This is a genomic window from Actinokineospora sp. UV203, from assembly GCF_056323665.1.
Genome location: NZ_CM150484.1, coordinates 5,508,626 through 5,531,655 on the forward strand (window position 1 = coordinate 5,508,626; position 23,030 = coordinate 5,531,655).

Below are 23,030 nucleotides of genomic sequence, written 5' to 3' on the forward strand. Positions count from 1 at the left end.
TCAGCCCATGGATCCGCGCCGAATGTGGCTGTGCTTCGAGCCCTACCACGCCGTCACGTACTTCAGCCCCGAGTCGATCGCCGCGACCGACGCGCTCGGCTGCAAGGGCCGGTGGATGGGCTATTTCGGCATGCGGGCCGCGCCGCTCGGCGCCGCGCCCGCATGGCTGGTGACCAGCTTGTTCTACAACTTCCACCCGTCGCTGGTGGAGCGGGCGCTGCCCGACGCGTGGACGATCGCGTCCCCCGAGGATTTCCTGCGCACCCGGCTCACGGGCGTCGACGGCGCGCTGCGCCGCATGCTGGGCGACGCCGTGTCCGGCCCGGAGATCGCCGAGGCCGCGGACCTCGCGCGCACCGCGGCGGGCTGGGCGCCGACCGCGGGCCGCGCGCTCGCCGCCGCCAACGCGGCGCTCGACGTGCCCGAGGAGCCGCACCTGGCGCTGTGGCAGTGCGCCACGACCCTGCGCGAGTCCCGCGGCGACGGCCATGTCGCCGCGCTCATCACCGCGGGCCTCGACCCGTGCGAGACGCTGGTCCTCTTCGCGGCGGACAACGGGATGACCCAGGACTACATGCGCAAGGCCCGCAACTGGCCGCGGGACGAGTGGGCCGCCGCTGAGGACCGGCTGCGCGAGCGCGACCTCATCGACGACAGCGGGCTGACCGCCGACGGCCGGGACATGCGGGAGACCGTCGAGGCGCTGACCGATGAGGCCGCGGCCACGCCGTGGACGGAGCTCGGCGAGCAGGGCACGGCCCGGTTGGTGGAGCTGCTCGCACCGCTGTCGCTGCGGATCACCAGGCAGAACGAGGCTATGCGGGTCAACCCGATGGGCCTGGCACCGGAGGCGGCGTTGGCCGAGATGACCGGGAGCCCAAACGTCGTCACACCGGCCATGCCAGGATGAGAAGGTGACCAGGCCTGATCCACGCCAGACCGCAGCTCTGTCGGCCGCCCTCTCCCGGGCCGTCGACCTTTCCGCACTCAAGGCCAGAGCGGACGCCACCACCAGGGCTCCGCAGGCAGGCGCCCCTGCCGCCGCCGCGGCGGCGGGTGGCGCGTTCACCTCCCAGGTGGCCGAGGCGACGTTCCAGAACGACGTCATCGAACGGTCGATGGAAGTCCCCGTCGTCGTCGCCCTGCACGCGAGTTGGTCGGTGCCTTCGGAGCAGCTCGTCGCGCTGCTCGACCGGCTCGTCGCCGAATCCAACGGCGCCTGGCGCCTGGCGACGGTCGATGTCGACGCCAGCCCCCGGGTGGCCCAGCTCTTCGGCGCCCAGTCCGTGCCGATGGTCATCGCCATCGCCGCGGGCCAGCCGGTCGAGGCGTTCGCCGAAGTGCCGCCGGAGCCGCGCCTGCGCCAGTGGATCGGCGGCCTCCTCGACGCCCTGCGCGACCGCATGCCCGCCATCCGCGCCGCCGAGGAAGGCGCCCCCGCGGCGTCGGCACCGGAGCCGGAACCAGAGGACGAACGCTTCCTCGTCGCCGAGCGGGCCTTCGAACAGGGCGACTACGCGGCCGCGGAAGCCGGCTACCAGTCAATCCTCGACGCTGAACCGACCAATGAAGAGGCCAAGGCAGCGCTCGCCCAGGTGAAGTTCCTGGCGCGGACGGAGTCCCATGACCCGTCGGTGATCGTCCGGGCGGACATGTCCCCGGATGACGTGGACGCGCAGGTGGCGGCGGCGGACCTGGAGTTGGCGGGGCAGCAGGCTGAGCAGGCGTTCGCGCGCCTGATCAACGCTGTCCGGCGGGCGTCGGGCGATGACCGGGACAAGGCGCGGACGCATTTGGTTTCGCTGTTCGATCTGTTCCCGGCGGACGACCCTCGCGTGATGAAGGCGCGGAGGGATTTGGCTAGCGCGCTTTATTAGCCGCACTGGAGAACGCGCGAACCACCCGACCGGCATTCCAGACAAAGCCGGGCGGGTGGATGGGGATGGCCGCATCCCGACTGGCCGTTGTGGGTTCGCCTGCTCGGGTTCGGGGGTTGGGCGGTCGCATTTCCCGCAGGTCACCTCGTTCTAGCGGGGACCGAGCGTCGCGTCCCTTTCGGAATCGCCGTTGGAGCGGGGCTCCTTGAGCTCGATGAAGATCGCATGCGTCGCACTGTCGCCCGTGTTTTCGCCGGCGTGTTCCTGGGCGTCGAGCCAGCGGGCCTGTCCGGCGGGCAGCGTCACGTCGACCTCGCGTCCGCCCGAGGTGATTCGCCGTTGGATGTTGCTCAGGGTCACCATCACGCTGTCGGGATGTTCGTGCGGTGAGGTGTGGTCGCCGGGTTGGTCCGTGTATTCCAGCACTCGTACCCGGTCGTTCTCGAACACGACCTTGTACAGGTCCGGGTTCGTCGTCGTCGGATCCACGGCGCACTCCTCTTCATGGGACGTCAGTTCCATGAAGCTACCGCTCTTCCCAAGGAAGTGCGCCGTGATCCGCCGGCGGAGGAATCAGCCGACCGGTGGCATTTCCGACGGTTGCGAGTCCAGGCCTGACCGGGGGCGAGACCATTGGCCGCGGGTGAAGTCCGGGACGCCTACCGGCCTGCCGCCCGCCCGCAGTGACACCACACTCAGCGGTATCGCCGCGCACCACGCTGCTGAGTCGTAGACGTCGATGTCGGGAACCAAACCCGCGCGCATCTGCTGGACGATGCGCCACTGCAGGACGTAGTCCATCCCGCCGTGGCCGCCGTTATTGGCCGCGTCGTCGCCGATTTTCTTCCATAGCCAGTGGTCGTGGGTGTCGCGGTACGGGCGGAAGTCCTGCCAGGCGTGGTTGCCGTGGTCGGGTTCGAGGTAGACGCGGGCCGGGTAGTCCTCGACGATGCCGCGGGTGCCCGCCAGGCTGTTGATCCGGCTGTACGGCCGTGGCGAGCTGACGTCGTGTTCCGCGCGGATTATCCGGCCGCGTTCGGTGCCGATCAGGCAGGTGACCAAGTCGCCGTTGATGTAGGTCTCCGTCCAGGACGGGTGTGTCTTGGGGATGTGGCGTTCCCGGTAGTCGGCGAGTCCGCGTGGGGCGGTGGCTGTGGCGCGCAGGGTGGTCATCCGGTCGCCGCGGTTGATGTCCATGCAGGCGGCGATAGGGGCGAGGCCGTGCATCGGGTAGAGGCTCGCGGTGCTGCGCGTGTGCCACTTCCGCCGCCAGGCGTCGGTGTAGTACGTGTCGGAGAACAGCAGGGCCCGCAGGTCGTGCAGGTAGCCGCCGTGGCCGTTGGTGATCTCGCCGAAAAGTCCCTGGTGGGCCATCTTGAGCATCGCCAGCTCGTTGCGCCCGTAGCTGCAGTTCTCCATCAGGAACAGGTGCTTGCGGGTGATCTCCGAGGTGTTGACGAGATCCCACAGCTCCGCGGTCTCGGTGGCGATCGGCAGCTCGACGCCCACGTGCTTGCCCGCGACCAGCGCGGCTTTCCCTTGTGTGTAGTGGAATTCCCACGGCGTGGCGATGTAGACGAAGTCCACGTCGTCGCGGCCCACCAGGCGCTGGAAGGAGCTGTCCGAGCCGCCGATCTCCGCCGGGCGCGGTTTGCCCAACGCGACGAGCCGGTCGGCGGCGCGGGTGACGCGGTCCGCGCGCACGTCGCACACGGCTGTCACGACACAGCCGGGCACAGCGGCCCAGCCGCTGAGCATCCCCATGCCGCGGTTGCCGAGCCCGATCACCCCGACCCGCACGGTGCGATGCGGTGCGAAGGGCGTGCCGATCATCGTGGTCTGGCCGCGCTCGCGGGCCGGTTCGGCCGCGCCCTGCGCCTGCGCGACACCGCTCAGCGCGGTCAGCGCGCCGCCCGCGGCTATGCCGCCAAGGATCGATCGTCGGGAGACAGGGGGCATTTCGGGCATGGGGCACCACTCCTCAGTCACGTGTTTCGCGCTCGGCTTGCGGCGGTCGGGACGCCTCCGACTCTGTCGACCTTCCGCCCGCGCTGTCAAGAGATGACTGGAAACTCGAACTAATGGACATTTTCATGCAAGATGTGGCCAGATTCTGCTCGCGGCAGCGGAACGCAAAACGGCCTGCCGGTGAGGTCACCGGCAGGCCGTCCGCGAAGGGGGTCGGTCAGCTGAACTGGTTGGCGCAGCCCTTGTCACCGTCGAAGTAGCCGACGCGGAAGGCTTCCACCCGGGCGAAGCCGGACGGGACGTGCTTGCCCTTGGCGTCGGCGGCGATGAGGCTCTTCTCCAGCAGCAGTTCCGCCACGGCCTCGTCGAGGTCGCCGACCGCGATATGGAGTTTCGCGTCGCCGTCGTCGGGCGTCTTGTCCACCGTGAAGGCCGCCCACGCGCCGGTCAGGCACGCGGTCCGCAGGCCCGCCTTGTCGCCCTCCAGCGAGGCGCCCATCGACTTCTGGATGGACAGCGAGTACCGGGAGGCGATCTCGGCGAACGCGGCGAAGTCGCCGATGCCGGTGTCGAGGCCGGGCTCGCCGCGCTTGGGCGGCGTCGCGATCTTCTTCAGCGCGGCGAGATCGATGGCGACGACGTTGTCGTCCGGGCAGTAGGTCGCGGGCGGCGTTGACGAGCCGTCAGCGCACTTGGCGCCGTTGTCCTTGATCTTCGGCATCGCGGCGCCGGTGCGCTTGAACGCCTCGCTGAGGCTCTCCTCGAGCTTGGTCATGATCCGCTTCTCGCTGATCTCGACCTGACCGTTGGTTTCCTTATCCTGCTCGCTGCGTTCCTTCTCGGCGATGCGGCTGTTGATCTCGGCCTGGTCCATCTTCGCGCAGCGGCGCGGGCCCTCGGTGAAGCCCGCCTGGAACGCGAAGACCCGGTCGAACGCGAGGCCGTGGGCGCCCTGCTTGTTCGCCGACTCGCCCGCCGGGTCGCGGATGAAGAACATCGTCGCGAGGACCTGGTTGAGGCCGTCGCCCACGTTGATGTCGAAGTGCTTGGCCTTGCCCTCGGCGACGTGCCGGAAGAACGAGCCGGTGTAGCAGTCGGCCTGCTGTTCCTTGATGATCGTCGGCGTGCCGCGGTTGACGTTGCTCTTCGCGCCCAGGCGGAACTGCACGGCGTGGCCCATCTCGTGGGCGAGCACCGTCACCACCGACATCGGGCCGAACTGCTTGTCCAGCATCGGCAGCAGCACACCGCGGTCCCACGCCACGCTGTCGTCGAGGCTGCAGTAGAAGGCGTTGACCAGCTTCGCCGTCGACGTGTTGCAGACCTTCACGGCCTTGCCGTTGGAGTCGTAGGACACCAGCCGGCGCAGCGGCTCGAACTTCTGCCCCTCGAACTCGGCGGGCATCTTCTCGGCCCAGTAGTCATAGATGTCGCTCACGGCGTTCATCGCCAAGCGGTCCATCTCACCGTTGTCGGCGTTCTCCACCGGGAACTTCGCGTCCTCGACGCCCTGCTTCGGCCCGCTGGGGCGGCTGTTGTCGATCGGGATGCCCGCCGCGGTGCCCGCGTCGATCTCACCGACCGCGCGTGCCTTGCCTGCGATCTCCCTGGCCGCGCAACCGCCGACCTGAACAGCCATGACCACCGCCGCGGCGAGCGCCAACGCGATTCTGATACGCACCCGTCATCCCCACACTTCATCAACTCGCGCCGGCCCCGGGGACCTGGTCGGTTATCTCGCTGCACCCTACTGCCGAGTCCGAACCACCGTGGCGTGATCCGTCCGATTCAGCCCAGTCCGCACTTTTCGCCGCCGCCGGTGAAGCCCTCGCGGAACGCGATCACCCGGTCGAAACCCGCGTCGATGGCGTCGCCCTTGGCATCGCGGGCGGCGTAGTCGTAGTCGAGGAGGACTTGGATGGCCTCGTCGAGATCGCCGGGGGACAGGAAGCGCTGCTCCGCGCTGAACAGGGACCCGGTGAACGACCCCGCCAGGCACACCGCCGAGCGCTGGGCGTCCGGCCCCTCCACGGGCTTGCCCGCCGCGGCGAGCGCGGCCAGCCCGTATCGGCTGGCCAGCAGCGCGCCGGTCGCGTAGTCGCCGATCTCGACGTGGATCTCCGGCAGCTCCTTCTTGCCGTCCATCTCCAACGCCCCGCCGTCCCCGCAGAACGCGACCGGTCCCTGCTTGCCGCCCCCGCACTCGGGGGCCTCGTCGACCGTCGTGATCTTCGGTTCGGTCCACGTCTTGCCCGACTTGGTCATCAGGGCGGAGAAGTACGTGTTGAGCCCCGGCGAGATCGACTGCACGATCTGGTCGAACCGCAGGTTCCCGCCGCGGGCCTGGTCACCGGCGTCGATGAAGCCACTCAGGGTGAACGTGCGGTTGTCGACGGTCATCTTGGCGCACAGGTCGACGCCCTTCTCGTAGCCGTCCTGGAACGCCGACACCCGGTCGAACGCGTCGCCGTGCGCGCCGCGGTCGGTCTGCTCGGTGCCGATCGGGTCGCGGAAGCTGATCAGCGACTCCAGCGCCGAGTCCAGCCGGTCCTTGGCGATGTTCAGGTGCTTGGCCTTCCCGTCGGCGACCCAGCGGACGAACGACCCGGCGTAGCAGTCGGCCATCGCCTCGATCAGGATCGTCGGGAACTTGCTCGGGTTCGCCTTGCGCGCGTCGAGGCCGACACCGGTGCGGTTCTGCACCGCGTGGCCCATCTCGTGGGCGAGCACCAGCATCACCGCCGCCTCGCCGAACCGGTCGCGCAGCACCGGCAGCAGCGCGGCCCGGTCCCAGGCGATGATGTCGGCGGTGGGGCAGTAGAAGGCGTTGCCCTCCACCTCATCGGCCTTGTCCGCGCACGGCGGCGCGTCGCTGTCGGCGTCGGCGGTGTCGACGGAGAAGTAGCCGCCCTTGAGGTCCTTGAAGTCCTCGCCGAACGTCTTCGGGAACTGCTCGGTCCAGTACGTCCGCACATCGGTGATCACCGTCGCGGCGAGCCGGTCGATCTCACCGTTATCGGTGTTCTCCACGAAGGACGGATCGACCCCACCCGGCTGGTTGGGGTCCTCGCGGGAGACCACGGAGCCCTGGCTGGTGGCCGTTCCCGGGATGGCTGTCGTGCACGCCGTCACCGTCACGGCCAGCGCTAACGCCAACAGCACCGGAACGGGTCGACCAACAGCGATGGGCAGGCGCACCCGACCAGTGTGCCTGAGCCACCGCGGGCCCGATGCCTGAACCGGCTACTCGGGGGTGAACCAGACCACGCCGGACGGCGGGAGCTGCAGGACCGCCGACGCCGGACGGCCGTGCCACGCAGTCGCGGTGGCCTCGACGCCGCCGTAGTTGCCGACGCCGGAGCCGCCGTAACCCGTGGCGTCGGTGTTGAGCACTTCCCGCCACCGGCCCGCGTGCGGCATGCCGACGCGGTAGTCGTGGTGGGGTGCGCCGGAGAAGTTGGCCACGCACACCAGCACGTGCTCACCGGAGCGGCGGGCGAAGCTGAGCACGTTGCCCGCCGAGTCGTTGGCGTCGATCCACGAGAAGCCCTCGGGGTGGGTGTCGTCGACATACAGCGCGGGCTGGTCGCGGTAGACGGCGTTCATGTCCGACACCAGCGCCTGCACGCCGCCGTGCAGCCGCTCGCCGGTCAGGTCCCAGTCCAGGGACCGGTTCTCCGACCACTCGCGGACCTGGCCGAACTCGCAGCCCATGAACAGCAGCTGCTTGCCCGGGTGCGCCCACATGTAGGCCAGCAGCGCGCGCAGGCCCGCGGCCTTGTTCCAGTCGTCGCCGGGCATCCGGGTCCACAGTGAACCCTTGCCGTGCACGACCTCGTCGTGCGACAGCGGCAGGACGAAGTTCTCGCTCCAGGCGTACATCAGCGAGAACGTCATCTCGTTGTGGTGGAACGCGCGGTGCACCGGGTCGTGCCCGATGTAGCGCAGCGTGTCGTTCATCCACCCCATGTTCCATTTGAAGCCGAACCCGAGCCCGCCCAGGTGCGTCGGCCTGGTCACACCGGGCCACGCGGTGGACTCCTCGGCGATCATCAAGGTGCCGGGGTGGTGCTTGTAGACGGTCGCGTTGAGCTCTTGGAGGAACTTCACCGCGTCGAGGTTCTCCCGGCCGCCGTGGATGTTGGGCAGCCACTCGCCGTCCTTGCGCGAGTAGTCGAGGTAGAGCATCGAGGCCACCGCGTCGACCCGCAGGCCGTCGATATGGAACTCCTCGATCCAGTACAGGGCGTTGGCGACCAGGAAGTTGCGGACCTCGGGGCGGCCGAAGTCGAACACCAGCGTGCCCCAGTCCGGCTGCTCGCCGCGGCGCGGATCGCTGTGCTCGTAGAGCGGGCCGCCGTCGAACCGGGCCAGCGCCCAGATGTCGCGCGGGAAGTGCGCGGGCACCCAGTCGACCAGCACCCCGATGCCGCGCCGGTGCAGCTCGTCGACGAAGTAGCGGAACTCGTCCGGGGTGCCGAACCGCGCGGTCGGCGCGTAGTACGACGTGACCTGGTAGCCCCAGGAGCCGCCGAACGGGTGCTCGGCGACCGGCAGCAGCTCCACGTGGGTGAAGTTGTGCTCGACGAGGTAGTCGCCGAGATGCGCGGCGAGGTCCCGGTAGGTCAACCCCTCGCGCCAGGAGCCGAGGTGCACCTCGTAGACGCTCATCGGCGCCGCGCTCCAGTCGGTGGCGTCCCGGGTCGTCAGCCAGTCCGCGTCGGACCACTCATAGTCCGAAGTGGACACGACGGACGCGGTGGCGGGCGGGAGTTCGGTGGCGAAGGCCATCGGGTCGGCCTTCTCGTGCCACGACCCGTCGGCGCCGTTGATGCGGAACTTGTAGCGGGTGCCCGGCTCGACTCCGGGGATGAACAGCTCCCACACCCCGGAAGAGCCCAGCGACCGCATCGGCGTCGCCCGGCCGTCCCAGCCGTCGAAGTCGCCGCACACCCGCACCCCCCGCGCGGTCGGCGCCCACACCGCGAACGAGGTGCCGGTCACCGTGCCGAGCGAGGTGTCGTAGGAGCGCGGGTGCGCGCCGAGGATCTCCCACAGCCGCTCGTGCCTGCCCTCGCCGAACAGGTGGAGATCCAGTTCGCCGAGGGTGGGGAGCCAGCGGTACGGGTCGTCCACGACGCGCGTGTCCGAGCCGTAGTCGATCTCAAGTCGGTATTCGTCGGGCAGCGCGGGCAGTTCGGACTCGAACAGCCCTTCCGCGATCTCCGCCAGGTCGTGTCTGTCCGGCCCGACCAGGGCGGTGACGGCGGTCGCGTGCGGACGCAGTGTCCGCACCACCGCCCCTCCTGGTCTGCGCGGGTCCGGATGGACGCCTAGAACCGAATGGGGATCGTGGTGCGCGCCGGAAAGAAGGCGCTCGATCTCAGAAGCCAAAAAGGTCACCCTTGGGCTATGTAGGACTGGAGCTGGTCGCGGGCGGTCTCCAACTGGCTGATGCGGGTCTTCACGACGTCGCCGATGCTGACGATGCCGACGAGTTTGCCCTCGACCACCACTGGCATATGGCGGACCCGGCGGTCGGTCATGGTCTCGGCGAGGGCGTCGACGCTCTCCTCCGGACCACACGTGACCACGTCCACCGTCATGATGTCAGCCACGGTCGCGTTCAGCAGATCGCTGCCGCGCTCATCGAGCCTGCGCACGATGTCGCGCTCGGAGACGATCCCGACGACCGAATCGGCGTCGACCACCACCAGGGCGCCGACGTTGTACTCGGCCAGGGCTCTGATCAGCCCGGCCACCGAGGTCCCCGGGTCGACCGTGGCCACCTTCGCACCTTTGACACGCAACACATCGGAGATCCGCATGCAGGCCACCTCGATCCTGGTCGTCGCATCACGCCTTGTCGATCAGGTTAACCACGTTCGGGTCACGCCGAAACCTCACGAGCGGCGCTCCCGGGGAGGAATCGGGTCCCACAGGTGTCTTGACCTGGGTGTGGTCGACCAGACTGGTCTCACCTGTGTCCGGGTTTGTCGGTGGTGGTCGTTAGGTTGATCGGCATGTCCCGGTTCCGCCTTCAACCGACCCCTACCCAGGAGCGGGCGTTGCTAGAGCATTGTGGGCATGCCCGGTTCGTGTGGAACCTCGCGATGGAGCAGCACGCCCACTGGCAGTCGGGGCGCAAGGGCGCGCCCGGGTATAACGAGCAATGCCGCCAGTTGACCGAGGCACGGGCGGCGAACCCCTGGCTGGCGGCCGGGTCGGTGGTCGTGCAGCAGCAGGCGTTGAAGGACTTCGCCCAGGCGATGGCAAACTTCTTCGGTAGGACCCACCGGCGGCCGACCTGGCGACGGCGGGGGCATGCCGAGGGCTTCCGGATCGTGGCGGTCACCCCGGGCGATGTGCGCCGGGTGTCCCGCAAGGTCGGTGAGGTGCGTGTGCCCAAGGTCGGCTGGGTGCGGTTCCGCTGGTCACGGGCGGTCGCCGAGGGTGCGAAGTCCTACCGGGTCACCCGTGATCGGGCGGGGCGTTGGCATGTGGCGTTCGCCGTGGTCCCCGAACCCGTCGCCGGGCCGGGCACGGGTGCGGCGGTGGGCGTCGATCGTGGTGTCACGGTCTCGGCAGCGCTGTCCACCGGGGAGTTGCTGTCGGTACCCACGTTGCGCGCAACCGAGAAAGCGCGCCTGCTGCGGCTCCAACGCAAGCTCGCCCGGGCCCAACGCGGCTCCAACCGGCGCGGCAAGGTCAAGATGGCGATCGCGAAGCTCAAGGCCCGCGAGACCGACCGGCGCAAGGACTGGGTCGAGAAGACCAGCACCCGCCTGGCCCGAGAGTTCGACGTTGTCGCGGTCGAAGACCTCAAGATCAGAAACATGACCCGGTCGGCGAAAGGCACTCTCGACGCGCCCGGGCAGGGCGTGCGGCAGAAGGCGGGGCTGAACCGGGGAATCCTCGCCAACGGGTGGGGTCTGCTGGTAACCCGTCTGGAGCAGAAGGCCCCGGGCCGGGTGGCGAAGGTCGATCCGCGGTTCACCAGTCAGCGTTGCTCGGCGTGCGGGATCGTGGATCGGGAGGCGCGCGAGAGCCAAGCCGCCTTCCGCTGTCGGTCCTGTGGCTTCGCCGCCAACGCCGATGTGAACGCGGCGCTGAATATTCGACTCGCGGCAGGGCATGCCGGGACTGCACGGGGAGGCCCGCCGTTGGGTGAGCCTGCGAACCGTGAACCTCAACGCGACTACCTCCTTGTGCGGTAGTGGCTTGGAATCCCGGCCTTCAGGCGGGGAGGAAGTCAAGAGCGGCGCAATGCTGTCAGTGGCACCCGAACCCAGTCGGGCCGGTTGCGGTGCTCGTAGGCCACCTCGTAGACCGCTTTGTCCAGTTCGAACGCCCGCAGGAGCACCGCCTGGTCGCGTGGGTCGGCCCCGGCCACCGAGGCGTAGCCCGCGCAGAAAGACGCACGATTGCGGTCGCTCCACTCGGTGGCCCGGGTGGTCCGCTGGTGGTCGTCGTCGGCCCCGAGCAGGGCGAACGCGGCGTAGTCGAAGGACCGCAGCATGCCCGCGACATCGCGCAGCGGTGACCTGGTCTTCGCCCGGTCGGTCGCGAGCGCGGCGGGCTCGCCCTCGAAGTCGATCAGCACCCAGCCGGTGGCCGTGCGCAGCACCTGGCCCAGGTGCAGGTCGCCGTGGATCTGCTGGATCAGCTGGCTTTCCCGCAGGTGGCGGACCGCGTCGAAGGCCGCGCGGAGCATCGGCTCGAACTCGGCCAGCTCCGGCACCTCGGCGGTGACGGCGTCGAGTCTGCCGTGCATCACCTCGACGGCCTCGCGCAGCCGGTCGGGACTGACCAGCTCCGTGCCCATGGTCGCGGCCAGGTCGGCGTGCACCTGGGCCACGGCCATGCCGAGCCGGGAGGACTCGCCCGCGAAGTCGCCGCCGACCTCGCCCGCGTGCAGGTCGCCCTCGGCCAGCAGGTCGCGCACGCTGGCCGTGGCCGTCGCCCACCCCTCGGCGGCGTCGGCGAGGTAGCGCTGGGCGAACCCGAACACCAGCTCGTCGTCCTCGACCACCGCGATCGGCTCGGCGATCTGCGTGCTGCCCGCCCGGTGCAGCGCCCGGTGCAGCTCGACGTCGCGGTTGGGCCGCGGGCCGGGACGGCGGAACAGCTTGAGGATGTAGTGGTAGCCGTAGACGATCGAGGTGTTGCTCTGCTCGACGCCGATCGGCCGCGCGCGCAGCCCGGTGACCAGCTCGACGTGCGGCTCCTTGGTCCAGTGGATGCCGCCCTGGTCGGCCCCGGCGTCGAGCAGGTCGAGCAGCCCGGCCATCAGCTCGCCGTCCTGCGTGGCGTCGTAGGCGTGGGACCCGCCGAGCCTGCCGATCAGGGCGTGGTGCAGGTGCTCTGGCGGGTCGTCGCGGACCCCGATGAGCAGCTGGTAGCGCTCGCCGTCGGCGTCGATCAGGGCGTGCACCAGCGCCGGGTCGCCGTCGGTCAGCATGACCGCGCGCTCGACGGAGACGCTTGCCAGTTCGGTGCCCTTGGCCGCGAACCAGCGCTGGCCGGGCAGCCAGGCGCGCAGGTCGTCGGCCAGGGACTCGACGGCGTGCACGGGACGGGTGCTCAAGGACCTTCGCCCTCCTCAGGAGTGAGCTGGAACCAGTAGAACCCGTGGCCGGGCAGGGTGAGCAGGTACGGCAGCTCACCGATCGGCGGGAACCGGACACCACCGGTCAGTTCGATCGGGACCCACTCGGCGTGCTCGGACAGGTCCAGCTCGACCGGCTGCGGGAAGCGGGACAGGTTGTTCACGCAGATCACCAAGTCCTCACTGCCGTCGTCGCGGAGGTGTCTGCGCAGGTAGGCGAGCACGCTCGGGTTCGACGAGCCCAGTTCGGTGAAGTCGCCGAGCCCGAACGCCGGGTGCTCCTTGCGGACTTGGAGCATCCGCCGGGTCCAGTGCAGCAGCGAACTGGTGTTGTTCATCTGCGCCTCGACGTTGACCGCCTGGTACCCGTAGACCGGGTCCGCGATCGCGGGCAGGTAGAGGCGTGCCGGGTCGCAGCGGGAGAAGCCCGCGTTGCGGTCGAGCGACCACTGCATCGGCGTGCGGACGGCGTCGCGGTCGCCGAGCCAGATGTTGTCGCCCATGCCGATCTCGTCGCCGTAGTACAGGACCGGCGACCCCGGCAGCGACAGCAGCATCGCGGTGAACAGCTCCATCTGGTTGCTGTCGTTGTCCAGCAACGGGGCCAGGCGTCTGCGGATGCCGATGTTGGCCTTCATCCGCGGGTCCTTGGCGTACTCCGCGTACATGTAGTCGCGTTCCTCGTCGGTGACCATCTCGAGGGTCAGCTCGTCGTGGTTGCGCAGGAAGATTCCCCACTGGGCGCCGTCGGGGATCGACGGTGTCTGGGCCAGGATCTCCGAGATCGGGAACCGCGACTCCCGGCGCACCGCCATGAAGATCCGCGGCATCAGCGGGAAGTGGAACGCCATGTGGCACTCGTCGCCGCCCTTGTCGGGGTCGCCGAAGTACTCCACGACGTCGGCGGGCCACTGGTTGGCCTCGGCGAGCAGGACCCGGCCCGGGTACTCGTCGTCGACGACCTTGCGGCACCGCTTGAGGAACTCGTGCGTGCGCGGCAGGTTCTCGCAGTTGGTGCCCTCTTCCTCGAACAGGTAGGGCACGGCGTCGAGCCGGAAGCCGTCGATGCCGATGTCGAGCCAGAACCGCAGCACGTCGAGCATCGCCTCGGCGACTTCGGGGTTCTCGTAGTTGAGGTCGGGCTGGTGGGCGAAGAAGCGGTGCCAGTAGAACTGCCCGCGCACCGGGTCGTAGGTCCAGTTCGACGTCTCGGTGTCGACGAAGATGATCCGCGCGTCGGAGTAGGCCTCGTCGGTGTCGGACCAGACGTAGTAGTCGCCGTAGGGTCCGTCCGGGTGCTGCCTGGACTCCTGGAACCACGGGTGGGCGTCGGACGTGTGGTTGAGGACCAGGTCGGTGACCACCCGGATGCCGCGCTGGTGGGCCTGGTCGAGCAGGTAGACGAAGTCGTCGACCGTGCCGAATTCGGGCAGCACCGCGCGGAAGTCGCTGATGTCGTAGCCGCCGTCGCGCAGCGGCGAGGCGTAGAACGGCGGCAGCCACAGGCAGTCGACGCCGAGCCACTGGATGTAGTCCAGCTTGTCGGCCAGGCCGCGGAGATCGCCGGTGCCGTTGCCGTCGGAGTCGTTGAACGCCCGGCAGAGCACCTCGTAGAAGACGGCGCTCTTGTACCAGAGCAGGTCTTGCGGAACGGTGCGCGCGTGTTTGAAGTCCTCGGCTTGCGGCTCGGTGAGGTGACCGTCGGCGGTCAGCGTCTCACCGGTGTGCGGGATGCCTTCCAGACCCAATGCCGCGTCCGGCGCGGTCACGTCGTGCAGCGTCATCTTTGAATCGCCCTCGTCGTAGTAGCCCTTGTCCAACAGCGGCGGTGCGTTCATGCGTACCACGCGGTCAGCGTGGAAGCAGACCTCGGTCGACGACCGACATCACCCGTCCGGCGGCGTCGGCGGCCTGCCCGGCGGCGATCTGGCCGTCCACCACCAGTGATGTCAGGCCGTGCATCACGCACCGCATAGTCAGCATGACGTCTTCGGGATCTTGCGGCTGGACGACTCCCGCGATCTGGGCTTTTCGCAGCGCCTCACGGAAGATCTCGGTGAGCCCGCGCTCGGCGGCGGCGAGCCCGGGGTGCGCGGTGCGGTCGACCGGGCCGAACATCAGCCGGTAGAGCTGGGGCTCCCGCAGGGCGAACTTGAGGTACGCGGCGCCGACCTGGTGCAGCGCGTCGAGGCTCGGTTCTGTCGGTGTCATGGCTTCGGCCAGTTCGACGAAGCCCTGTTCGGCCACGCCCGCGAGCAGCGCGTCGCGGTCGGCGAAGTGCCGGTAGGGCGCTGCGGGGGACACCTCGGCTCGCGCGGCGACCCCGCGCAGGGTGAGTTTCGCAGGCCCGGTCTCGCGAACCAGCTCGCGCGCGGCGGTGATCAGCGCGCGTCTCAAGTCGCCGTGGTGGTATGGCTTGCCAGCCGATGTTGACATCGTTAACATCCTCCATGTGAACAACGTAAACATTACCCGCGCGGCAGGCTGGCTCGCCATCGCGGGCAGCGCTTTCCATCTCGTCGCCACCCCACTGAGCCGGGGTTCGGCCTGGTCCGAGGTGTTCTCCCAGGGATGGTGGAACACTGTGACACTCGAACCGACGCCTGAGCGGTTACCCGTGGCGGAGGCGTTCTGGCTCACCCCGGGCAGCTTCGCCGCACCGCTGCTCCTGTTCGGCGCGCTGGTCGTGTGGTCGGCGAACCAAGGACACCGCGTCCCCGCCGCTTTCGGCTGGGGCGTGGCGGCCTGGGGTGTCGTCGCGGTGTCGCTGCTGCCCGCGTCGCCCGGATGGATGTTCCCGCTGATCGGCGGGCTGATCATCGCGGGCGACCGGCAGCGGGCCAGGGTCAGTGCCTGAGGTGCACGATGTGGGCGACGGCGTTCCACGGGTCGAGCCGGACGTAGTTCGCCGCCCCCCACAGCCAGGTCTGGCCGGACACCTCGTCGAACGCGGTGTAGGACCCGTGCGGGTCCAAGCCGAGCGCGCCGAGGTCGAGCCACACGGTGCCCTCCTGCGTGAGGCTCGGGTCGAGGGTGACGACCGTGACCATGGTGTCACCGGTGGCCGGGTCGGTCTTCGAGTAGGCGATCAGCGCGTCGTTGTCGACGTGGTGGAACCGAAGCGTCCGCAGCTGCTGCAGCGCCGGGTGCGCCCGGCGGATCGCGTTGAGCCGGGTGATCCACGGCTGCAGCGAGCGGCCGTCGGCCAGCGCCTTCGCGTAGTCGCGCGGCCGTAGTTGGTACTTCTCCGAGTCGAGGTACTCCTCGCTGCCCTCGCGGACGGCAAGGTGTTCGTACAGCTCGTAACCGGAGTACACGCCCCACGTCGGCGCCATCGTCGCGGCCAGCGCGGCCCGGATGGCGAACATCGCCGGGCCGCCGTGCTGCAGCGACGCGTGCAGGATGTCCGGGGTGTTGACGAACAGGTTCGGCCGCGCCTCGTCGGCCCGCTCGACCAGCTCGACCCCGAAGTCGATCAGCTCCTGCTTGGCCGTGCGCCAAGTGAAGTACGTGTAGGACTGGGTGAAGCCAAGCCGCGCCAAGCCGTAGAGCCGCGCGGGCCGGGTGAACGCCTCGGACAGGAACAGCACGCCCGGGTCGACCGCCTTGACCTTCTTGATCAGCCACTCCCAGAAGTCCGGCGGCTTGGTGTGCGGGTTGTCGACCCGGAAGATCCGCACCCCGTGCTCGACCCACAGCAGGACCACGCGCAACGTCTCCGCGTAGAGGCCGTAGGGGTCGTTGTCGAAGTTGATCGGGTAGATGTCCTGGTACTTCTTCGGCGGGTTCTCCGCGTACGCGATCGACCCGTCCGGGCGGGTCGTGAACCATTCCGGGTTGGACTTGACCCACGGGTGGTCCGGCGCGCACTGCAGCGCGAAGTCGAGCGCCACCTCAAGGTCGAGTTCCCGTGCCCGCGCGACGAACGCGGCGAAGTCGTCGAAGGTCCCCAGCTCAGGGTGGATCGCGTCGTGGCCGCCGTCGGCCGACCCGATCGCCCACGTCGAGCCGACGTCGCCGGGCTGCGACAGCACACTGTTGTTGGGGCCCTTGCGGTTCACCGCGCCGATGGGATGGATCGGCGGCAGGTAGACCACGTCGAAGCCCATGTCCGCGACCCGGTCCAGCTCCTTGGTCGCGGTCTTGAACGTGCCGTGCACCGCCTGCCCGTTGGCGTCGACGCCGCCGGTGGAGCGCGGGAAGAACTCGTACCAGGAGCCGTAGAGCGCGGTCTTGCGGTCGACCCAGATCTGCAGCGGCTTGCCCTTGGTCAACAACTCGCGCACAGGGTGCTCGGTCATCACCCGGTGCACCGCTTCGGAGACCGCCTCCGCGATACGCGCGGGCAGCGGCAGCGAGACATCACGCAGCGCGCGCGCCGCGGACACGAGCAGCTTCCGGTCAGAACTGCGGTCCGGCCTGCGCGAGACCCGCTCCAGCAGCCGCGCGCCGGATTCGAGGTCGTTGGCCAGTTCCTCGGGACCCTGCGCGGCCGCGACCTTCACCTCGACCGCGTGCCGCCACGTGACCCACGGATCGCTCCACGCGTCGACGCGGACCGTCCACAGACCGCTATGGTCGGGAACGATGTCGGCCGTGAAGCGGTCCTCCGCGAACGGTTTCATCGCGGTCCGGCGGGCCTTGCCGTCCTCGGGCCCTCTCCAGGTCACCGTGGCCGCCACGGCGTCGTGCCCTTCCCGCCACACGGTGGCGCGCACGGGTATGTGCTCGCCGACCACGGCCTTGGAGGGGTAGCGACCGCTCGACACGATCGGGGAGACGTCATCGATTGCCAGCCGACCGCTCACCGGTCAGGCTCCTCTCGTTGGGGTCCTGCCCCTAGTCTGCCTTGCTCGATCCAGCTTCACTGCACAGCCCACCGTGTGATCCGGTCCGGGGAGCCGTCGCCGGCGATGTTTCACTGGTGACGATGCCCTCTTGGTGACGCATCGGCGGTGGTCATGGCCCTTGTGGACGCGGCCCGTCACCGACCAGGCACCCACTGGCGGCTTGCTCGATCCAGTCTGGCCGCTAGTGTCGTGCCCCGTGAGAGCCGTACGCCGATTCACCGTCCGTGCCGGTCTTCCCGAGCAGCTTGCCGATCTCGGCACGCTTGCCACGAACCTGCGCTGGACGTGGCACCCGCCCACCCAGGACCTCTTCGCCGCCGTCGACCAGGACATCTGGCAGCGCGTCGGCGGGGATCCGCTGCACCTGCTCGCGCAGGTTCCCGCCGAGCGGCTTGAGCGGCTCGCGGGGGACGAGGAGTTCCTCGGCCGCGTGCGGGAGATCTCCGACGACCTCCGCCGCTACATGGAGGAGCCGCGCTGGTACCAGAACCGCGCCCAGGAGGTCGACGGGACGCGATTCCCCGCGGCCATCGCCTACTTCTCGATGGAGTTCGGCGTCACCGAGGCGTTGCCGAACTACTCCGGCGGTCTGGGTGTGCTGGCCGGTGACCACCTCAAAGCCGCGTCGGACCTCGGCGTGCCACTGATCGGTGTCGGCCTGCTCTACCGCTCCGGCTATTTCCGCCAGTCGCTCTCCCTCGACGGCTGGCAGGTCGAGCACTACCCGGTCATCGACCCGAGCGGCCTGCCGCTGCAGCCGCTGGCCGAGCCGTCCGGCACGCCCATCCTCGTGCACGTCGCGATGCCGGGCGGGCGCATCCTGCGCGCCCGGATCTGGAAGGCGCAGGTCGGCCGGGTGCCGCTGCTGCTGCTCGATTCGGACATCGAGGAGAACTCCGACGATCTTCGAGGGGTCACCGACCGGCTCTACGGCGGCGACCAGGACCACCGCATCCGCCAGGAAATCCTCGCGGGCATCGGCGGCGTCCGCGCCGTGCGCACCTATTGCGAGTTGACCGGCACCCCGCAGCCCGAGGTGTTCCACACCAACGAGGGCCACGCCGGGTTCCTCGGCCTGGAGCGGGTCCGCGAACTGGTCTCCGGGCACAACCTCGACGTCGACCAGGCGCTGTCCGCCGTGCGCGCGGGGACCGTGTTCACCACGCACACCCCCGTGCCCGCGGGCATCGACCGGTTCCCGATCGATCTCGTGCAGCACTACTTCGGCGACGAGTCCCTGCTTCCCGGGATCGATCTCCGCCGCATCCTCGCGCTCGGCGCCGAGGAGAACGCGGGCATGTTCAACATGGCGCACATGGGCCTGCGCCTCGCGCAGCGGGCCAACGGCGTCTCCAAGCTGCACGGCGCGGTGAGCCGGTCCATGTTCGGCGGCCTGTGGCCGGGCTTCGACACCGACGAGGTGCCGATCTCGTCGGTGACCAACGGAGTCCACGGCCCCACGTGGGCGGCCCGCGAGATGGCGTCGGCGTTCGACGAGGAAGACCCGTCGTCGGTGATCGAGTCGATGAGCGACGCCGAGCTGTGGAAGCTCCGGTGCGGGCTGCGTGAGCGGCTCGTCGGCGAGGTCCGCAGGCGGGTGCGCGCGGCTTGGCTGCAGCGCGGCGCGTCGGCACTCGAACTGAACTGGACCGACTCGGTCTTCGACCCGGACGTGCTCACCGTCGGGTTCGCCCGGCGGGTGCCGACCTACAAGCGGCTCACGCTCATGCTCCGCGACCCGGAGCGCCTGCGGGCGCTGCTGCTGCACCCGCAACGCCCGGTGCAGCTGGTCGTCGCGGGCAAGTCGCACCCGGCCGACGACGGCGGCAAGGCGCTGATCCAGCAGATCGTCCGGTTCGCCGACGACGCCGGGGTCCGCCACCGCATCGTCTTCCTGCCCGACTACGACATGTCGATGGCCCGCTACCTGTACTGGGGCTGCGACGTCTGGCTGAACAACCCGATGCGCCCGCTGGAGGCGTGCGGCACCTCCGGTATGAAGGCGGCGCTGAACGGCGGCCTCAATCTGTCCATTCGGGACGGTTGGTGGGACGAGTTCTACGACGGCAGCAACGGCTGGGCCATCCCCACCGCCGACGGTGTCACCGACCCGGTGCGCCGCGACGACCTGGAGGCGGCCGCGCTCTATGAGCTGCTCGGGTCGCAGGTCGCGCCGCTGTACTACGACCGCGGCCAGGGCGGGGTGCCCAGCCGCTGGATGGCGATGGTGCGCCACACCCTGATGTCGCTCGGTCCGCAGGTGCAGGCCTCACGCATGGTCCGCGAGTACGTCGAAGCGCACTACGCGCCCGCCGCCACCGCTGGGGTGCTCGCGCAGTCCGACGGCTTCCGGGCCGCCAAGGACCTCGCGGAGTACCGCCGCAGGCTGTCCGGTTCGTGGCCGCACATCCGGGTCACCAGCTGCGAGCTCTCGCTCGACGAGGGGCAGATGCCGGTGATCGGCGACCGGGTCCAGGTGCAGGCCTCGGTCGACCTGGCCGGGCTCGACCCCAGCGACGTCGAGGTGCAGGCGGTGGTCGGCCGGGTCAGCGACGCGGACGACCTGAGCGACGTGGTGACCGCCACCATGCGGCCGATCGGGTCCGGGCGGTACTCGGCGGAGATCTCGCTCCCGCACGCGGGGGCGCTCGGGGTCACGGCGCGGGTGCTGCCCAAGCACGGTCTGCTCGCCACGCACGCGGAACTGGGGAAGGTCGTGCTCGCCTGAGGGACCCGATCGGGCTGTATCGGGCCGTCGGCTTGACCTTGCCCGGGGAAGATCGTTAGGTATACCTAACCTAACGTCCACTCTCCGAGGGGTCTCGTTTGCGGCTCTACGTCACCGCGCTTCCGCCGACTGACGCGGTCACCCACGGCCTGCTCCCGGCCGCCGCCCGGCTCGGTCTGGAGACGGTGCTCCTGACCGACCGCGCCGAGCCGCACCGGGAGGCCTACCGCGGCCTTGACTGTCCGCCGGTCGTGGTCGAGGCGGACGTGCGCGACCCGGGTGCGGTCGCCGCGCAGGTGCGGGCCATGGCGTCCCGGTTCGGCAGGCCGGCGGGCCTGCTCAGCAACAGTGACCACCTGCAAGCGGCGACCGCGCTCGCCGCGGAGTTGCTAGGGCTGCCCGCGAAGCCGTGGGCGGCGGCGGTGCGCTGCAAGAACAAGGCGCTCACCCGCTCGGTCTTGGCCGAGGCCGGGTTGGACGTCGTGCGCTGCGACCAGATCGACCCGGCGCTGCCATTGGCCGAACTGGCGAGTTCGGCCGTGCCGTTCCCCGCGGTCGTCAAGCCGCGCGAGGGCGTGGCCAGCGAGGACGCGTTGCTGGTCACCGACCTCGCCGACCTGACTGCCCGGGTCGCCGAGATCAGGGTTCGCAGACCGGAGGCGACCTTGGTCGTCGAGGAGTACCTGGCCGGTGACGTGCGGACCTACGACACGCTCGGCGACGGAGAGTCGCTGTACCACTTCGGTTCCTGGCGAACCAGCCTCGGCTCGCCGCCGCACTTCGCCGAGACCCGGATGGAGTGGGACCCGCTGCTGCCGCCCGCCGTCGAGGCGCACCTGCGCGCCCAACTCGCCGCGCTCGGCGTCGGATTGGGCGCGTGTCACACGGAGTTCGTCATCGACGGCGACCGGGCGCGGATCATCGAGGTCAACTACCGGCTCATCGGCGACACCGTGGATCTGATCTGCGCCGAGCTGCTCGGCATCGACCTGTTCGCCCAGGTGGTCCGGCTGCACCTGGGGGAGTCCCTGCCCGCCGGGCTGCCGGACCCGGTGGGATTGGCCCGGCACGCCAGGGTGGACTACGTGACGGCGGACCGCTCGGGTGTCCTGGTCGCCGCGCCCGCGTCCGGCGAGTTCACCGTCGGCGGGGTGCGGCTGGGGCATCGGCGGATGCGGGAGGTCGGTGTGGTGGCGGACTGGCACGGGACGAACCGCGATTACCTCTCCGCGGTACACGCGATCGGACCCGACCGGTCCACAGTGGACAACGCGGTCGACGGGTTTCTCACCGAACAGCGCTGGGTGATCGAACCCGTGGTGGCGGCGTGACGGTCGAGGCCGATCTGCTCCGCCGGGTGGTGGACGCGCTGTTGCGTGAGGACCACCTCGGTCTGGCCTCGCGAGGCGAGCTGGGTGAGCCGCCGCGGCCCTACTGGTCCGGGTGGTGGTGGAGCGCGCCGCTGCCGGGGGAGCGGCGGGTGCACCTGCCGGTGGAACCGGACGGATTCCTTGCCGAGTACCGGCTCGCGCGTCCGTCGGTCGTCGTGGCCGGGCAGGTGCTCGACACGGTCGCCGGCGTGTTGGCCGTGCTCGCGCCCACGGACGATCCGGAGGCGGAACAGGGCTGGGCGGACTTCGTCGACGAATGTGCGCAAACGCTTGCCGTTGTGCGGCTGCACGAGACCGCGCGCGGCGAGTTGTACGCCAAGATCCGGGCGGAGTCCGGCGCCGCGGGGTTTCGCGAGCTGCTGCACTACGAGTCACTCGCCGCGCTGTGCGACCACCCCGTGCACCCCACCGGCCGGTTCCGGTGGGGCCTCGACGAGGCCGACCTCCGCCGCTACGCGCCGGAGTTCCTGCCGGATCTGAAGGTCGGCTGGACCACCGTCCCCCGGGACTCGGTGCGGCTCTCGCCGACGCTGGCCGCCGGTCTCCCGGACTGGTGGCCCGAAGCGGTCGCCGGTCACATCGCGGTGCCGGTGCATCCGTTGACAGCGAACCTGGACGGGTCGCTGCTCGCCACACCGACGTTGTCGACTCGCACGGTGGCGCTCGCCGACCACCCCGGCGTCCACCTCAAGCTGCCCATGCCCACCGCGACACTCGGCAAACGCAACCGCCGCACCATCAAGCCCGGCACGCTGGCCGACGGCGACACCGTGCACCGGCTGCTGCAGGCGATCCTCGACCGCGAACCCGCGCTGCGTGAGCGGATCCTGCTCGCCGACGAATCCGGCTGGCTCGACAGCGCCGATGACCTGCTCGCCGTGCTGGTCCGGCGCTATCCCGCCGATCTCGCCTGCGACACTCTCGCACCCGTCGCCGCGCTGCTCGCCGCCGACCCGGCGTGCCCGGGCACGACACTTCTCGACACATTCGCCGCCCGGCACACCGGCGGTGACACCGACGCCTGGCTCGACGCCTACCTGACCCTGCTGCTCGACTGGCATGTCGCGCTGTGGGTCCGCTATGGCGTCGCGCTGGAGGCGCACCAGCAGAACATCACTCTTGCCATGGCCGACCGAGATTCCTGGCTTCGGCTGGTCTACAAGGACGACGACGGCGCCCGGATCGACTGTGAGCGCCTCTCCGGCGCGCTCGGCATCTCCGTGTCACCGGACTCCTTCGCCGACAAGCGGATGTGTGTCACCGGCGACGACGACCTCGCCGACATGTTCATCACGATCACCCTGCACCTGTGCGCGGGCGCCCTGATCGTCGAACACGCGGGCGACGACCTGACGCGCCGGGCGAGGTTGTTCGCCTTGCTGCGGACCAGGATCGAGCAGGCATTGGTCCGCTGGACCGACCTGGCCGACCCCAGGTCCGTCGCGGCGGCCGAAGCGGTGCGCAGGCGCGTGCTGGAGGCGGAACACTTACCGGTCAAGGCGATGGTCACCGCCGGGACCCTGCTTCCCAAGCACCGCCTCGGCTGCACGGACATCAACAAGCACTACCGCTACGCCGGCCCGAACTATCTGCGCCCCAGGAGCTGAT

At 69.7% G+C, this 23,030-nt stretch carries 17 protein-coding genes; 7 read left to right on the plus strand and 10 right to left on the minus strand.

Going from position 1 to position 23,030, the window contains the following annotated elements:
• Nucleotides 1-7: 7 nt before the first annotated feature.
• Together ACUZ2Y_RS26490 and ACUZ2Y_RS26495 are read left to right on the plus strand one after the other, a co-directional pair.
• Nucleotides 8-910, plus strand: coding sequence for an SCO6745 family protein (locus tag ACUZ2Y_RS26490; protein ID WP_476323929.1), 903 nt, complete (start codon nt 8-10; stop codon nt 908-910).
• Between the two features lie 4 nt (nt 911-914).
• Nucleotides 915-1,877, plus strand: coding sequence for a co-chaperone YbbN (locus tag ACUZ2Y_RS26495; RefSeq protein WP_476323931.1), 963 nt, complete (start codon nt 915-917; stop codon nt 1,875-1,877).
• 150 nt (nt 1,878-2,027) lie between these two features.
• On the opposite strand, the gene ACUZ2Y_RS26500 is transcribed toward ACUZ2Y_RS26495, so the two are convergent.
• The 6 genes from ACUZ2Y_RS26500 to ACUZ2Y_RS26525 form a co-directional block, all read right to left on the minus strand.
• Entirely contained in the window at nt 2,028-2,366 is a 339-nt protein-coding gene (locus ACUZ2Y_RS26500) for a cupin domain-containing protein (RefSeq protein ID WP_476323933.1), read from the minus strand.
• Nucleotides 2,367-2,450: 84 nt separating this feature from the next.
• Entirely contained in the window at nt 2,451-3,845 is a 1,395-nt protein-coding gene (locus ACUZ2Y_RS26505) for a Gfo/Idh/MocA family protein (protein WP_476323935.1), read from the minus strand.
• Nucleotides 3,846-4,062: 217 nt separating this feature from the next.
• Complete coding sequence (locus tag ACUZ2Y_RS26510; protein WP_476323937.1) at nt 4,063-5,526, minus strand: neutral zinc metallopeptidase; 1,464 nt, start codon at nt 5,524-5,526, stop codon at nt 4,063-4,065.
• A gap of 107 nt (nt 5,527-5,633) precedes the next feature.
• Entirely contained in the window at nt 5,634-7,043 is a 1,410-nt protein-coding gene (locus ACUZ2Y_RS26515; RefSeq protein WP_476323939.1) for a neutral zinc metallopeptidase, read from the minus strand.
• 45 nt (nt 7,044-7,088) lie between these two features.
• Complete coding sequence (gene glgB / locus ACUZ2Y_RS26520) at nt 7,089-9,239, minus strand: 1,4-alpha-glucan branching protein GlgB (RefSeq protein WP_476323941.1); 2,151 nt, start codon at nt 9,237-9,239, stop codon at nt 7,089-7,091.
• 5 nt (nt 9,240-9,244) lie between these two features.
• The gene (locus ACUZ2Y_RS26525; RefSeq protein ID WP_476323943.1) at nt 9,245-9,673 is read right to left on the minus strand and encodes a CBS domain-containing protein; all 429 of its coding nucleotides are present in this window, start codon (nt 9,671-9,673) and stop codon (nt 9,245-9,247) included.
• A gap of 195 nt (nt 9,674-9,868) precedes the next feature.
• Between ACUZ2Y_RS26525 and ACUZ2Y_RS26530 the strand changes: the two genes are divergently transcribed.
• Nucleotides 9,869-11,062 carry an RNA-guided endonuclease InsQ/TnpB family protein gene (locus tag ACUZ2Y_RS26530; RefSeq protein WP_476323945.1) on the plus strand — a complete coding sequence of 398 codons (1,194 nt, stop codon included), beginning with the start codon at nt 9,869-9,871 and terminating at the stop codon, nt 11,060-11,062.
• A gap of 35 nt (nt 11,063-11,097) precedes the next feature.
• Here the strand turns inward: ACUZ2Y_RS26530 and ACUZ2Y_RS26535 are convergent, their stop codons facing one another.
• The 3 genes from ACUZ2Y_RS26535 to ACUZ2Y_RS26545 form a co-directional block, all read right to left on the minus strand.
• Nucleotides 11,098-12,432: a maltokinase N-terminal cap-like domain-containing protein gene (locus tag ACUZ2Y_RS26535; RefSeq protein ID WP_476323947.1), complete on the minus strand. Its 1,335-nt coding sequence runs from the start codon at nt 12,430-12,432 to the stop codon at nt 11,098-11,100.
• A complete protein-coding gene (gene treS, locus ACUZ2Y_RS26540) occupies nt 12,429-14,237 on the minus strand; it encodes a maltose alpha-D-glucosyltransferase (RefSeq protein WP_476332086.1) in 1,809 nt (602 codons plus the stop codon). Before treS ends, ACUZ2Y_RS26535 begins: the two co-directional genes overlap by 4 nt.
• A 67-nt stretch (nt 14,238-14,304) precedes the next feature.
• Nucleotides 14,305-14,889, minus strand: coding sequence for a TetR/AcrR family transcriptional regulator (locus ACUZ2Y_RS26545; protein ID WP_476323949.1), 585 nt, complete (start codon nt 14,887-14,889; stop codon nt 14,305-14,307).
• Between the two features lie 16 nt (nt 14,890-14,905).
• Between ACUZ2Y_RS26545 and ACUZ2Y_RS26550 the strand changes: the two genes are divergently transcribed.
• On the plus strand, nt 14,906-15,310 hold the full coding sequence (locus ACUZ2Y_RS26550; RefSeq protein ID WP_476323951.1) for a DUF6463 family protein: 405 nt from the start codon (nt 14,906-14,908) through the stop codon (nt 15,308-15,310).
• On the opposite strand, the gene ACUZ2Y_RS26555 is transcribed toward ACUZ2Y_RS26550, so the two are convergent.
• Nucleotides 15,300-17,261, minus strand: coding sequence for an alpha-1,4-glucan--maltose-1-phosphate maltosyltransferase (locus tag ACUZ2Y_RS26555; protein WP_476323953.1), 1,962 nt, complete (start codon nt 17,259-17,261; stop codon nt 15,300-15,302). The two genes, ACUZ2Y_RS26550 and ACUZ2Y_RS26555, sit on opposite strands and share 11 nt — an antisense overlap.
• A gap of 238 nt (nt 17,262-17,499) precedes the next feature.
• On the opposite strand from ACUZ2Y_RS26555, the gene glgP reads away from it, so the two are divergent.
• The 3 genes from glgP (at nt 17,500) to ACUZ2Y_RS26570 (ending at nt 23,029) form a co-directional block, all read left to right on the plus strand.
• A complete protein-coding gene (gene glgP / locus ACUZ2Y_RS26560; protein ID WP_476323955.1) occupies nt 17,500-20,031 on the plus strand; it encodes an alpha-glucan family phosphorylase in 2,532 nt (843 codons plus the stop codon).
• A 98-nt stretch (nt 20,032-20,129) separates the two neighbouring features.
• A complete protein-coding gene (locus ACUZ2Y_RS26565; RefSeq protein ID WP_476323957.1) occupies nt 20,130-21,362 on the plus strand; it encodes an ATP-grasp domain-containing protein in 1,233 nt (410 codons plus the stop codon).
• Nucleotides 21,359-23,029 carry an IucA/IucC family protein gene (locus ACUZ2Y_RS26570; RefSeq protein WP_476323959.1) on the plus strand — a complete coding sequence of 557 codons (1,671 nt, stop codon included), beginning with the start codon at nt 21,359-21,361 and terminating at the stop codon, nt 23,027-23,029. Before ACUZ2Y_RS26565 ends, ACUZ2Y_RS26570 begins: the two co-directional genes overlap by 4 nt.
• Nucleotide 23,030 lies beyond the last annotated feature (1 nt).